Source organism: Microbacterium pasadenense (assembly GCF_047246565.1).
GTDB lineage: Bacteria > Actinomycetota > Actinomycetes > Actinomycetales > Microbacteriaceae > Microbacterium.
The window spans coordinates 287690-300986 of record NZ_JBFOKN010000003.1; the positions used below are offsets into that span (position 1 = coordinate 287690).

At 71.0% G+C, this 13297-nt stretch carries 11 protein-coding genes; 5 read left to right on the plus strand and 6 right to left on the minus strand.

Features of this window, described 5'->3' with window-relative positions; genetic code table 11:
* Positions 1–24 precede the first annotated feature (24 nt).
* Positions 25–1074, plus strand: a complete 1050-nt coding sequence (locus AB3M83_RS11940; RefSeq protein ID WP_412948367.1) for a DUF3048 domain-containing protein — start codon at positions 25–27, stop codon at positions 1072–1074.
* 162 nt (positions 1075–1236) lie between these two features.
* Positions 1237–2856 (plus strand): chaperonin GroEL, encoded by a 1620-nt coding sequence (groL, locus tag AB3M83_RS11945; protein WP_412948370.1) that lies wholly within the window; start codon positions 1237–1239, stop codon positions 2854–2856.
* A gap of 91 nt (positions 2857–2947) precedes the next feature.
* On the opposite strand, the gene AB3M83_RS11950 is transcribed toward groL, so the two are convergent.
* The 3 genes from AB3M83_RS11950 to AB3M83_RS11960 form a co-directional block, all read right to left on the minus strand.
* Entirely contained in the window at positions 2948–3235 is a 288-nt protein-coding gene (locus AB3M83_RS11950) for a WXG100 family type VII secretion target (protein WP_412948373.1), read from the minus strand.
* 123 nt (positions 3236–3358) lie between these two features.
* A complete protein-coding gene (locus tag AB3M83_RS11955; protein WP_412948376.1) occupies positions 3359–5002 on the minus strand; it encodes a sensor histidine kinase in 1644 nt (547 codons plus the stop codon).
* 100 nt (positions 5003–5102) lie between these two features.
* On the minus strand, positions 5103–5795 hold the full coding sequence (locus AB3M83_RS11960; protein ID WP_412948379.1) for a response regulator transcription factor: 693 nt from the start codon (positions 5793–5795) through the stop codon (positions 5103–5105).
* Between the two features lie 121 nt (positions 5796–5916).
* On the opposite strand from AB3M83_RS11960, the gene AB3M83_RS11965 reads away from it, so the two are divergent.
* Entirely contained in the window at positions 5917–7455 is a 1539-nt protein-coding gene (locus AB3M83_RS11965) for a CPBP family glutamic-type intramembrane protease (RefSeq protein ID WP_412948382.1), read from the plus strand.
* 567 nt (positions 7456–8022) lie between these two features.
* On the opposite strand, the gene AB3M83_RS11970 is transcribed toward AB3M83_RS11965, so the two are convergent.
* From AB3M83_RS11970 to AB3M83_RS11980, 3 genes are all read right to left on the minus strand, one after another.
* The gene (locus AB3M83_RS11970; protein ID WP_412948384.1) at positions 8023–9666 is read right to left on the minus strand and encodes a DNA repair helicase XPB; all 1644 of its coding nucleotides are present in this window, start codon (positions 9664–9666) and stop codon (positions 8023–8025) included.
* Positions 9667–9762: 96 nt separating this feature from the next.
* Positions 9763–11469: a helicase-associated domain-containing protein gene (locus AB3M83_RS11975; RefSeq protein ID WP_412948386.1), complete on the minus strand. Its 1707-nt coding sequence runs from the start codon at positions 11467–11469 to the stop codon at positions 9763–9765.
* A gap of 1 nt (position 11470) precedes the next feature.
* Positions 11471–11746 (minus strand): multidrug ABC transporter ATPase, encoded by a 276-nt coding sequence (locus tag AB3M83_RS11980; RefSeq protein ID WP_412948389.1) that lies wholly within the window; start codon positions 11744–11746, stop codon positions 11471–11473.
* Positions 11747–11851: 105 nt separating this feature from the next.
* Between AB3M83_RS11980 and AB3M83_RS11985 the strand changes: the two genes are divergently transcribed.
* Complete coding sequence (locus AB3M83_RS11985; RefSeq protein WP_412948391.1) at positions 11852–12235, plus strand: cold-shock protein; 384 nt, start codon at positions 11852–11854, stop codon at positions 12233–12235.
* Positions 12219–13280, plus strand: coding sequence for a DUF3027 domain-containing protein (locus tag AB3M83_RS11990; RefSeq protein WP_412948393.1), 1062 nt, complete (start codon positions 12219–12221; stop codon positions 13278–13280). The genes AB3M83_RS11985 and AB3M83_RS11990 overlap by 17 nt, the downstream gene beginning before the upstream one ends.
* The last annotated feature ends 17 nt before the right edge of the window (positions 13281–13297 follow it).

Consider the following 13297-nt stretch of genomic DNA (forward strand, 5'->3'; position numbering starts at 1 on the left):
GTCGCCGCGGCTTATCCTTCCCGAGTGACCCCTCCGCTTTCCCCCGTGCGGCGCGCCCGACGCCTCGCACTCCCGCTCCTCCTGGCGGCGTCCCTGCTGGTGTCGTGCACACCGCAGCCGGAGGCCACCTCGACGCCCACGCCGACGCCGACACGCAGCGTCTCGACGTTCACGCCGGCACCGTCCCCGCCGCCGACGACGGCCGTGGCGCCGCTGCGGGGGACGGACATGCCGATCACGGCGGCGAGCCGCCCCGCCCTGTCGGCGAAGATCGACAACCAGGTCGATGCCCGCCCGCAGTGGGGCCTCGACCGCACGGACATCGTCTTCGAGGAGCTCGTCGAGGGCGGGCTCACCCGATACGTCGCCGTGTGGCACTCGGACCTGCCCGCCGTGGTGGGCCCGGTCCGCAGCATCCGTCCCATGGACCCCGACATCGTGTCGCCGCTCGGCGGGATCATCGCCTACTCGGGCGGGCAGGGCCGGTTCGTCCGGATGATGAAGGACACCGGCCTGCACAACGCCATCCACGGCGGCGCGGACGACCGGTTCATGTTCCGCACCGGCGAGCGCGCGGCGCCCCACAACGTCATCCTCCGCGCGCCCGAAATCGTGGAGGAGTACGCGGCGCTCGACGCGCCGGCAGCGCAGTTCCGATACTCGCCGGGAGGGTGGGCGCCGCTGTTCGGTGAGAAGTCCAGCGGCATCGACATCGACTTCTCACAGGTGTCCGCCCGCAGCTGGCGATGGGACGGCACGGCGAAGGCCTACGAGCGCTCGCAGGCCGGGCAGCCGGATCGGGTCGACGGCGGCGAGCGGATCACCGCGACCAACGTCGTCGCGCTCGAGGTGTCCATCGACGGCCGGTACGGGGACATCCCCAAGACGGTCCTCGTCGGCTCGGGGACCGGCTGGGTGTCGACGGGCGGGTCCGCGATGAAGATCAGGTGGACGAAGGAGAAGCAGGACAGCCGGATCGTGCTCCTCAACGACGCCGGCTCCGAGGTGCGACTCGCGCCAGGGAACACCTGGGTCGAGCTGGTCCCGAAGGCGGGCTCGATCTCCGTCCGGTGACGGCCGCCGGTCGCATCCGCAGCAGGCGGAGTTCCGCTGCGGGCGTGATCCGCCCCGGCCGGGCGGCTTGCACTCCCCATGGTCGAGTGCCAGAATGATTTAGCACTCACTCATCCTGAGTGCTAAAGACTGAACGTCACGTCCGGGAGGGACGACACACTTATGGCAAAGATCATCGCTTTCGACGAGGAGGCCCGCCGCGGCCTCGAGCGCGGCCTCAACACGCTGGCCGACGCCGTCAAGGTGACGCTCGGCCCCCGTGGCCGCAACGTCGTGCTCGAGAAGAAGTGGGGAGCCCCCACGATCACGAACGACGGCGTGTCGATCGCCAAGGAGATCGAGCTCGAAGACCCGTTCGAGAAGATCGGCGCGGAGCTCGTCAAGGAGGTCGCGAAGAAGACCGACGACGTCGCCGGTGACGGCACGACGACGGCCACCGTCCTCGCTCAGGCGCTCGTGCGCGAAGGTCTGCGCAACGTCGCAGCCGGCGCCGACCCCATCTCGCTCAAGAAGGGCATCGAGAAGGCCGTCAAGGCTCTCTCGGCCGAGCTCCTCTCCGGTGCGAAGGAGATTGAGACCAAGGAGGAGATCGCCGCGACCGCGTCCATCTCCGCTGCCGACGCCGAGATCGGCGCCCTGATCGCCGAGGCCATCGACAAGGTGGGCAAGGAGGGCGTCGTCACCGTCGAGGAGTCGAACACGTTCGGCACCGAACTCGAGCTCACCGAGGGCATGCGCTTCGACAAGGGCTACATCAACCCCTACTTCGTCACCGACGCCGAGCGTCAGGAAGCGGTCTTCGAGGACCCCTACATCCTGATCGCGAACCAGAAGATCTCGAACATCAAGGACCTTCTGCCCATCGTCGACAAGGTGATCCAGGAGGGCAAGGAGCTCCTCATCATCGCCGAGGACGTCGAGGGCGAGGCTCTCGCGACGCTCGTGCTCAACAAGATCCGCGGCATCTTCAAGTCGGCTGCCGTCAAGGCGCCCGGCTTCGGCGACCGTCGCAAGGCGCAGCTGCAGGACATCGCGATCCTCACCGGCGGCCAGGTCATCACCGAAGAGGTGGGCCTCAAGCTCGAGAACGCGACGACCGACCTGCTCGGCCGTGCCCGCAAGGTCATCATCACCAAGGACGAGACCACCATCGTCGAGGGTGCCGGTGACGCTGCGCAGATCGAGGGTCGCGTGACCCAGATCCGCCGCGAGATCGACAACACCGACAGCGACTACGACCGCGAGAAGCTCCAGGAGCGCCTCGCCAAGCTCGCCGGCGGCGTCGCCGTCATCAAGGCGGGTGCCGCGACCGAGGTCGAGCTCAAGGAGCGCAAGCACCGCATCGAGGACGCCGTCCGCAACGCGAAGGCAGCCGTCGAAGAGGGCATCGTCCCCGGTGGTGGCGTCGCGCTGATCCAGGCCGGCGAGAAGGCGTTCGCGTCGCTCGAGCTGTCCGGTGACGAGGCCACGGGCGCGAACATCGTCAAGGTCGCCATCCAGGCTCCGCTGAAGCAGATCGCCCTCAACGCGGGCATGGAGCCGGGTGTCGTCTCCAACAAGGTCGCCGAGCTCCCCGCGGGCCAGGGCCTGAACGCGGCGACCGGCGAGTACGTCGACATGTTCGCCGCCGGCATCATCGACCCCGCCAAGGTCACGCGCTCCGCGCTGGAGAACGCAGCCTCCATCGCCGGCCTGTTCCTGACGACCGAAGCGGTCGTCGCGGACAAGCCCGAGAAGGTCGCGGCCCCGGCCGGCGACCCGACCGGTGGCATGGACTTCTGATCCTGCGCTGAACGTGCAGAAGGGCCCCTCCCGATGGAGGGGCCCTTCTTCGTGCGCACGGGGCGTCGGCGGGCGGTGCCGGGCCGGGGCGTCAGCGGAAGAGGCCGGCGGCGGACAGCTCGGTCTGCGCGTACTGCTGTCCGACGAGGTTCAGGGCGCCGCTGATGTCGGTGAGCGCCGCGTCGACTTCACGCTGCGCCGCCCGCCAGCGTTCGATGACCGACTGGAAGGCGACGGATGCCGTCCCGGTCCAGGAACCCTGCAGCTGGGTCAGCTGACCGAGCATGGCGGCCGTCTCGCTCTGCACCCGGTCGCCGGTCGCGCGGATGGTGGCGGTGGCGGCGAGGACCGCGTCGCTGTCGACGGTGAAGACACTCATGGCTGCTCCTTCGTTCGGATGTGCGGCCACGCTAGGGCCGGGCGTCACGGCATCCGTCGACGACGCCACGGCTGTGGAAGTGACCTCCGCCGTGCGGTCTGGGGGAGAAGGCCGCGGGACGAGTCAGTCCGGAGGCGTCGCCGGCCGGATCAGCGGCTGGGTCGCGAGGTCGAGGTACTCGCCCGCGTACGCACGGTCCACCGCCAGCGGGAACGAGACGGTGAAGGTCGCGCCGCCGCCCGGGGTGTCGGAGACCTCGATCTCGCCATGCAGGGCGGACACGACGGATGCCACGATCGACAGTCCCAGTCCCGATCCGCCCGTCTCCCGGGTGCGGGACGAGTCCGCGCGCCAGAACCGCTGGAAGATCTTGTCGCGGATCTGCTCCGGGACGCCCTCGCCGTGGTCGGACACCGCGATCCAGCCGCGCTCGGTGTGGGGGTCGACGCCCACGGAGAGCTCGATGGGTGAGCCGGCGGGGGTGTAGCGGCGGGCGTTGCCCAACAGGTTCGCGACCACCTGCCGCACGCGGTTCTCGTCGGCGAGGACGATCGGCACCGGCTCGCGCGGGGCCGGCATCCGGAACGTCTCGGGCGCGGGGGTCCCGGCGTCCTCGTGCTGCTCCGGTCCTCGCGGCTTCCGGCGCAGCAGCGTGCGCCGCGCGCCCGCGATCGGATTCTGACGCTTGCGCGGCGCGGGACCCTCGGCCGGGATCGTGGCGATCGGGATGGCGGACGTCGGCGTCTGTCCGGCGAAGGTCACGTCGCGGTCGGGGGATGCCGCGCGTGCGTCGAGCGCCGCATCCCGCGCGATGGGCCGCAGGTCGACGGGACCGACCGGCGTCTCGCGCTTCTCATCCAATCGCGCGAGGGCGAGGAGGTCCTCCACGAGGGTGCCCATGCGGATCGCCTCCTTCTCGATCCGCTCCATCGCCTGGGCGGTCTGATCCTCGCCGTCGATGGCGCCCATGCGGTACAGCTCCGCATAGCCGCGGACGGTGACGAGGGGAGTGCGGAGCTCGTGGCTCGCGTCGCCGATGAACCGGCGCATCTGCTGCACCGTGGCATCCCGCTGCCCGAGGGCGTTGTCGATGCGGTCGAGCATCACGTTGATCGCGGTCTTCAGCCGGCCGACCTCGGTGCCGGGGGTGATGTCGCCCATGCGCTGGCTGAAGTCGCCCTTCGCGATCGTCATCGCGGTCTCCTCGACCTGGCCCAGGCCGCGGAACGCGAGCGTGACGAGCCCACGGGTGATGACGGCCCCGCACAGGATGACGAACAGCGCCAGCACGGTGTAGATGCCGATGTAGTTGGTGACGGTGCGGTTCACCTCGTTGAGCGGCAGGGCGATCATCTGCGAGTAGTACTCGCGGGCGCCCGCGATCTCGAGGACGTCGACGCTCACGCGGAACCGGGCGGTGCCGTCCTCCGAGGCGACGTCGAACGGAGCGGTGCCGAACAGCAGCGTCCGCTCGATCGTGAAGGTGTCGGGGAAATCGGGCGTCGAGACGCTCTCGCCGCCGGCGACGGCCACCTGCCGGCCCTCGGCGTCGTACACGGCCACGAGGAAGTCGGTCGGCGCCGTCGCCTTCGGGGTGAAGGATGCCTCGCCGTCCTCGATGTCGACCTCGAAGAGACTGCTCGCGACATCGGTCGTGACGGTCTGGGTGAGCGACTGGTCGACGGCCTGCAGCTGGGCGTTGCGCAGGAAGATCATCGTTCCGACACCGGCGCCGGTGAGGCCGAAGGCGAGGATGCTGACGGTCACGCCGGTCACTTTCGCGCGCAGGCTGATTCCGCGCCACCAGCGGGTGACCCGGTCGTGCGAACCTGTGTGCGCCAGAACGGCCTCCGGAGTCAGACCCCGCTCAGGAGGTGCGGTCGGCCTTCAGCATGTAGCCGAAGCCGCGCTTGGTCTGGATGAGCGGCTCGGACGAGTGCGGGTCGATCTTGCGACGGAGGTAGGAGATGTAGCTCTCGACGATGCCGGCATCCCCATTGAAGTCGTACTCCCACACGTGATCGAGGATCTGTGCCTTGCTCAGCACCCGGTTCGGGTTGAGCATGAGGTAGCGGAGCAGCTTGAACTCGGTGGGGGACAGGTCGATCGACGCATCGCCGACCTGGACGTCGTGCGTGTCCTGGTCCATCGTGAGCTCGCCGGCCTTGATGACGGACTCCTCGTCGGCCTGCATGGTTCGGCGGAGGATGGCCTGGATGCGCGCGACGATCTCGTCGAGGCTGAACGGCTTCGTGACATAGTCGTCGCCGCCCGCGTTGAGGCCTTCGATCTTGTCCTCGGTCTCGTCCTTCGCGGTGAGGAAGAGGATGGGCGCGGTGTAGCCGGCGCCGCGGAGGCGCTTCGTGACGCTGAACCCGTTCATGTCGGGGAGCATCACATCGAGGATGATCAGGTCGGGTTCTTCTTCGAGGACGGCCGAGATCGTCTGTGCGCCGTTGGCGACGGCACGGACCTGATAGCCGGCGAACCGGAGGCTGGTCACCAGCAGGTCCCGGATGTTCGGCTCGTCGTCCACGACGAGGATGCGCGCTGCGGTCATGTCTTCATCCTGGCATCGGAATCGATCGGTTTCCTGGATATTCCGCCGCGGCATCCGTTGCGGGTACGCTGGGAGGCTCTCCCTGCACCCGTCCGAGCAGATCGTGGGTCAGGATGGAGGGGTGACTGCGATCCCGGCCCGAGCCCCCCGACCGCTGCCCGACGACGCGACCGGAGCGGGTCTCGAGTTCCACCGGCTCGTGTACGCGCGCCAGCGCTGGGGCTGGTGGACACCGTTGGTCACGGGCCTTCTCGGGCTCGCGTTCTACCTGGTGCTGTCGCTCGCGGTGGTCATGATCCTCGTCGTGGTCGCGCTCGCCGACCCCGCGTACGCCGAGAAGCTGATCTTCACGGATCTCGTCAGGTTCGACCTCACCGATCCGCTGCTGATCGCGGTGCTGCTCGGCTCGATCGCGCTGCTGTGGCCGTCCTACACCCTCGCGTCGCTGATCGTGAACGGGAAGGGGATCGGCTTCCTCTCGTCCGTCGCGGGCCGGCTCCGCTGGCGATGGATGCTGCTGTGCGCCGGCGTCGCGGTGGTCGTGTACGTCGTCCTCACCGCGATCTCGATGGTGCTGCCGGGCGAGGAGGTCGCCGCCGGAGACGTGATCGAGCCGTCGCGCAATCCCGCGTTCCTCGTCGCGCTCCTGGTCATCCTGCTCCTCGTGCCCTTCCAGGCCGCCGCGGAGGAGTTCGTGTTCCGCGGATATCTGCAGCAGGCCGTCGGCCGCTGGCTGCGCCACCCGGCGTGGGCGATCCTGCTCCCGGTCCCGCTGTTCGTGCTGGGACACCTGTACGACGTCATCGGCCAGACGAGCGTCGCCGTCTTCGCGGTCGCGGCGGGCTGGTTGACCTGGCGCACCGGTGGTCTGGAGGCCGCGATCGCCCTGCACGTCATCAACAATCTCGCCGCCTTCGGACTCGGGGTCTTCGGTCTCAGCGACGTGAACGCGACCGAGACCAGCATCCTGAGCCTCGTGATGTCGATCGTCATGATCGGGATCTATGCGGGCCTCGTCGAGCTGCTGTGGCGCCGTGGTGACGGCCGCCGGCGGGTGCGGCTCACGCCGCCGCCCGCCCCCGTTTTCGCGGGGTACCCGGCCGCTGCCGGCTACCCCGGGTACGGCCTGCCGCAGGTCGCGCCGGGATACGGCCACCCCGGTGCCCCGGTCTATGGTCAGCCGGTTCCCCCGTACGGGCAGGCGCCGGTCCCGCCGTCCGGTCAGGCGCCGGTCCCCCCGCACGGTCAGGCGCCCGTCCCGCCGTCCGGCCAGCCGCCGGTCCCGCCGTCCGGTCAGGCGCCCGTCCCCCCGTACGGTCAGCCGCCGGTCCCGCCGTACGGTCAGCCGCCGGTCCCGGGGCAGCCCGGTGCACCGGCATACGGCCAGCCGGGATTCCCGACTCCGCCCACCGAAGCGCCGCGCCAGGCGCCGCGCTGGGGCGAGTACGCACCCGGATACCCGGTCCCGCAGCAGACCCCGCCGCAGCCCGGTGCCGCGCCGGCTGAGCCGGGCGCACCCGCGCCGCAATCGGCTGCCGTCCCGGCCGAGCCGGATCGGCAGCCTGCACACGAGCCTGGGACGACGCCTGCTTCCGAGTCGGAGTCGACGCCGGCGCCCGAGCCGGAGCAGGAATCGTCGCCTGAACCGTCCCGGGACTGAGTCCGATCGCCCCGCAGGTTGCGGATGCACGACCGGTGGGGCGGGATTGGCCGCGAGTGACGCCTGAGGCGTCCTGCGGCACGGCTGTCGTGCAGTCGTCGCCCTCGCGTCCCGGATGCCGGCGCCGCCGCCGGGCCACGAGGGCAGAGCGGGAGCCGCTGCCGGGCCCGGCGCGATGCGGCCGCTCGGCTCGATACACATGCACGACCGGTGGTGCGGGATTGGCCGCGAGCGACGCCTGAGGCGATCCCCGGACGGCTGTCGTGCAGTCGTCGCCCTCGCGTCTCGGATGCCGGCGCCGCCGCCGGGCGACGGAGGTCGAGGGGAAGCCGCAGCCGGGCCCGCGCCCGGCGCGATGCGGCCGCTCGGCACGATGCACATGCACGACCGGTGGTGCGGGATTGGCCGCGAGTGACGCCTGAGGCGTCCCCGGGACGGCTGTCGTGCAGTCGTCGCCCTCACGTCGAGGCGCACCGTCGCGCGCCGCCGCGGCACCCGGACGACGCCCAGCCGCCGCAGCACCCGGACGACGCCCAGCCACTGCAGCACCCGCGGAAGGCAGCGGGCCTAGGCGGCGCGCAGCTCCTCGGCGTCGAGGATCGTGTAGCTGTAGCCCTGCTCGGCGAGGAAGCGCTGCCGGTTCTGCGCGAAGTCCTGGTCGACGGTGTCGCGCGCGATCAGCGTGTAGAAGCTGGCCTTGTGCCCGTTCGACTTGGGACGGAGCAGGCGGCCGAGACGCTGGGCCTCTTCCTGGCGGGATCCGAACGATCCCGACACCTGGATCGCGACCGACGCGTCGGGCAGGTCGATCGAGAAGTTCGCGACCTTCGAGACGACGAGCACCGGGATGCGGGCGTTGCGGAAGTCGTCGTAGAGCTCTTCGCGCTCGTCGACCGGCGTGGAACCGGTGATCTTCGGTGCGCCCAGCTCTTCCGACAGGATGTCGATCTGGTCGAGGTACTGGCCGATCACCAGGATCTGCTCGCCTTCGTGCTTGGCGACCAGGTCGCGGACGACGTCGATCTTGGCGTGCGCGGTGGCCGCGAGGCGGTAGCGCTCGTCGTCGGCCGACGCGGCGTACTCGAGGCGGTCGGATGCCGGCAGGTCGATGCGCACCTCGTAGCAGACGGCCGGGGAGATGAAGCCCTGGGCCTCGATCTCCTTCCACGGGGCGTCGAAGCGCTTGGGACCGATGAGGCTGAACACATCCCCCTCGCGGCCGTCCTCGCGGACCAGCGTGGCGGTGAGCCCGAGGCGACGGCGCGCCTGCAGGTCGGCGGTCAGCTTGAAGACCGGCGCGGGCAGCAGATGGACCTCGTCGTAGACGATGAGCCCCCAGTCGAGGGCGTCGAGCAGCGCGAGGTGGGCGTACTCGCCTTTCCGCTTCGCGGTGAGGATCTGGTAGGTCGCGATGGTGACCGGCTTGACCTCCTTCGACTGACCGGAGTACTCGCCGATCTCCTCCGCGGTCAGCGAGGTGCGCTTCAGGAGCTCGTCGCGCCACTGCCGCGCGCTCACCGTGTTCGTGACGAGGATGAGCGTCGTGGTCTTGGTGTCGGCCATCGCGGCGGCGCCGACGAGGGTCTTTCCGGCGCCACAGGGCAGGACGACGACGCCCGAGCCGCCCTCGGTGAAGATGTCGACGGCTTTGCGCTGGTACGGCCGCAGCGACCAGCCGTCCTCGTGCAGCTCGATCTCGTGCGGCGTGCCGGGGGTGAAGCCGGCATGGTCCTCGGCGGGCCAGCCGATCTTGAGGAGCTCCTGCTTGATCTGGCCTCGCGCCCAGGCGTCGACGACGTACGTGTCGGGGGAGGGATGCGCGATCAGCAGCGGCTGGATGCGGCGGTTGCGGGCGATCTCGGCGAGCACGGCCTTGTCGGTCGAGCGGAGGATCAGCGTGCCCTCGTCGTCGCGTTCGATCACGAGGCGGCCGTAGCGCCCGACCGTCTCGCGGATGTCGATCGACACCGACGGCGGCACCGGGAACTTCGCCCACCGCTCGAGGGTCGCGAGCATGTCCTCGGCGTCGTGGCCGGCGGCGCGCGCGTTCCACAGCCCCAGGCGCGTGACGCGGTAGGTGTGGATGTGCTCGGGTGCGCGCTCCAGCTCGGCGAAGATCGCGAGCTCGTGGCGCGCGTTCTCCGCGTCCGGGTGCGCGACTTCGAGGAGGACCGTGCGGTCGCTCTGGACGATGAGGGGGCCGTTAGCCATAACGTGTCAGTCTACGCGGCCCGTGAACGGGGTGCGCCGTCGCGGGCACTCCCGGGCGGATGCCGCGGCGCTCAACCCGGGCGGATGCCGCGGCGCTCAGCCGGGGCGGACGCTGATGATGCTCGAGAGGGGCAGCGTGCGCTCCACGTCCGCTGCCCGATCCCGCCCGCGGAGACGCCCGCCACCGAGGCCGGCGGCCTCGACGGTGACCTCGCGGTCGGAGCCGTCCGGCATCCGGACGATGATCGTCACGACCGATCGGGCGCGCACCGCCTGCTCCAGCTCGCGCTCGAGCCAGGCGGCGTCGGCATCGCCGGACTGGCTGTCCTGCAGCCGCCCGAGCAGCGTGCGGTACCGATCCGCGGGGGTCGGAGCGGGTGCCGGGTCGCCGTCGACGTGGTGGCGGTCGAGCGCCCGCGGCTCACCGGCGGCGTCCACGGCGAGCACCGGGTACCGGGCGTCCGCCAGCATCCAGAACGCCGTGTCGGGCGCCGAGCCGGTGACGAGATCCTCGCCGTCGGTGACGAGTCCGAGCGGGCGCAGGGCCTGGTCCACCGCGAGCGCCTGCAGCAGGTCGCGGTCGCCGGTGACGCGGGTGCGTCCCTCCCGGTCCGGGCCGACGCGGATGAGCCCGTGCCGCGCCGCGGAGCGCTCGATCTCGTACGCGAGCGGCTGCGGTACGCCCGTGAGTGACAGCTCGGTGAGGAACGAGGTGAGGGATGCCGCCGTCTCGCCGGCCGCGAAGGCGCCGCCGATGGTCTCGGCGGTGAACCGGTACGTCGACGCCTGGGCGCGGGACTCGCGCCGCGCGACGGTGCGCAGCCGCAGGTCGAGACCGGGCTCGAGCGGACCCGGCGCGATCGCGGTCAGATCGTTCTGCAGGTACACCCTGTCGACTTCGTGGGGGAGCAGCGCCTGCAGCGCCTCGACGTCGGCGTCGCCGCCCTGCGTCACGCCCGCGGCCCACGCGGGCGAGACGCCGTCGGGGCCGATGAGGGCCCACCGCTGGGCGAGCGCGACGATGACGGCGAGGCGCTCGGGCCACGCCGGGTCGTAGGGCGAGGCGCCGGCCCATTCGGCCGCCGGGCGCCAGCCGCCGTCCGCGGTCAGCAGCGCGGGCGGCATCCGTTCGGTCAGGCGCCGCGCGACGAGGTGCCAGCGCTCGACCGTGCGGGTGGTCAGCCACTCCATCCCCGCGTCGGTGACGAGCCAGGCGCGCTCGCCGCCCACGAGCAGGCCGGCGAGGTCGGCGATCGCGACGAGTTCGTCGGCGTCCGCTCCCGTGGTCACGGCGCCCGACTCGACGAGCCGTCGTCGGTCGGTCGCGCTCAGCGCGCCGGTGCCGATGCGCGCGAGTGGCGCCTTCGTGGCGAGGTGGAGGATGTCGGCGAGGGATGCCACGGCCTCGAACGCGCGCTCGGCGCTGCCGGCATCCGATTCCGCGGGGCCGGCGAAGACCTCCGGCGCGGGCACCGCCTCGACGTCGGCGAGGGCGTCGCGGAGGGCGTCGTACGCACGTCCGTCGTCGTCGACGAGGGCGCGGGCCGCCAGGAGCCCTCGCTCCGGCTCGGTCACGGGGTCGCCGGTCGCGATCGCCCGGGTGAGGGCCGCAGCCTCGCGGTCGCTGAGGGTCTGGACCGCGCGGGTGATCTGGGCGGGCTCGAGCAGGCCCTCGGCGACATCGAAGAAGTCGGCCCAGGTCGCGGACGGCGTCACCTGCCGGATGTCGAACAGGGCTGCCAGGGCGCCCGTGTCCAGCTGCGCGAGGCGATGCGCGAGAGCACGAGCGTCCGAGGCGGTCACGTCATCGGACCTTGTTGGCCCGTGCCCTTCGGACCAAGGTCATGATCAGCAGCGCCAGGAGCAGGGCGAAGGCGACCGGGGGTGCGATGTAGACGATCGCGGTCACGGTCGGCCAGATGCCGGCGCCGAAATCCGCCTGTTCCATGCCCGTTCCGGTCGCGATGATGATCGCGAAGAAGCAGACGATCGAGAGCACCAGCAGACCCAGGGACATGAACGCCAGGATGCGATCGATCCGGCGGACGGGAATGTCGCCGGGCGCGGGCTTTGTGCTCATCTTTTCAGAGTAGCGGCTCGCCGCCGTGCCGTAGGCTGGAGGCCGGGCTGAGACGGTCCGATTTTCCTATGCCCGCACGCGGGCTCGAGCAGCGAGGTTGATGACATGCCCACCGGCAAGGTCAGGTTCTACGACGAAGAGAAGGGGTTCGGCTTCATCACCACTGATGACGGCCAGGACGTCTTCCTGCACGCCACGGCTCTTCCCGCCGGGACCAGCACCATCAAGCCCGGGACGCGCCTGGAGTTCGGCGTCGCCGACGGCCGTCGCGGTGCCCAGGCGCTCGCGGTGCGGGTGCTCGACGCGCCCGTCAGCCTCAGCAAGCGCAACCGCAAGCCCGCCGACGACATGGCGATCATCGTCGAGGACCTCGTGAAGCTCCTCGACGGCATCGGCGGCGACCTGCGTCACGGTCGCTACCCGAGCGGCGCCCACGGCAAGAAGATCGCGGCCGTCCTGCGCAAGGTAGCCGATGACCTCGACGCCTGAGTCCGAGTCCGTCGACACCGGATCCCTCGCGTCGGGCGACGCCGACAGCGCGGCCGCCGAAGACGCGATCGCGGATGCGGCAGCCGAAGAGGCCGTCGCGGCCGAGGACGCGTCGACGGATGCCGGTGCGGGCGAGACCCTGTTCGACATCGTCGCCGAGTCCGCCGGTGAGGCGGGTACGGCCGCTCCGGCCGACGAGGCGTCGGAGGCCGGCCTCGCCGACTCCGCCGCGCCCGCGGACGCCGACTCCGCCGTGCCCGCGGACGCCGACAGTGAGCCCGCGGACGCCGACAGCGAGCCTGCGGACGCCGACAGCGAGCCTGCGGCGACCGAGCCGCCGGCTGATCCTGGCGCGGACGCTGGATCCGCGCCGATCGAGCCGGCGGAACCCGTCGTGGTCGACCCCCGCCTGCTGGCAGCGCACGATCAGGCGCGCGCCGCGCTGATCGAGGTGACGCCCGCGTCGACGATCGGTGCGGCCGCCGACTACACGGTCGAGGACGGCGGCGTCGTGTCGCTGCGGTTCGCGAACCTCCTGCCGGGTTATCCCGGCTGGTTCTGGACCGTGAGCGTCGCCGTCGTGGCGGGTGCCGAGCCGACGGTTCTCGAGGTCGAGCTCATGCCCGGCGACGGTGCCCTGCTCGCCCCGGAGTGGGTGCCGTGGGCCGAGCGCCTCGCCGAGTACCACGCCGCGCAGGCCGTCCAGGCCGAAGCCGACGCGTCCGACGAGGACTCCGACGACGATGACGACGTCGACGACCTCGACGCCGCGGACTTCGACACCGACGGTTCGCCGATCCTGCACGCCGGCGACGTCGACGGCGTCGACATCGACGAGCTCGACGAGTCGAACGACGACGGCGATGCCGAGTCGGACGACGGGGACTCCGACGACGATGACTCGGACGACGACGACGACGACGACGACGACTCGGACGATGACGACGAGGACGACGACGAGGACTCGGACGACGACGACTCCGACGAGGACTCGGACGACGACGACTCGGACGACGAGGACGTCGAGGAGCTGCGCGAGTACTGACCGGCGGCTCGGCCGCC

Excerpts from the sequence above, each read along its gene's own strand:
- AB3M83_RS11985 (WP_412948391.1), top strand. The coding sequence starts at position 11,852 with ATGCCCACCGGCAAGGTCAGGTTCTACGACGAAGAGAAGGGGTTCGGC.
- AB3M83_RS11980 (WP_412948389.1), bottom strand. The coding sequence starts at position 11,746 with ATGAGCACAAAGCCCGCGCCCGGCGACATTCCCGTCCGCCGGATCGAT.
- groL (WP_412948370.1), top strand. The coding sequence starts at position 1,237 with ATGGCAAAGATCATCGCTTTCGACGAGGAGGCCCGCCGCGGCCTCGAG.
- AB3M83_RS11950 (WP_412948373.1), bottom strand. The coding sequence starts at position 3,235 with ATGAGTGTCTTCACCGTCGACAGCGACGCGGTCCTCGCCGCCACCGCC.
- AB3M83_RS11960 (WP_412948379.1), bottom strand. The coding sequence starts at position 5,795 with ATGACCGCAGCGCGCATCCTCGTCGTGGACGACGAGCCGAACATCCGG.
- AB3M83_RS11990 (WP_412948393.1), top strand. The coding sequence starts at position 12,219 with ATGACCTCGACGCCTGAGTCCGAGTCCGTCGACACCGGATCCCTCGCG.
- AB3M83_RS11970 (WP_412948384.1), bottom strand. The coding sequence starts at position 9,666 with ATGGCTAACGGCCCCCTCATCGTCCAGAGCGACCGCACGGTCCTCCTC.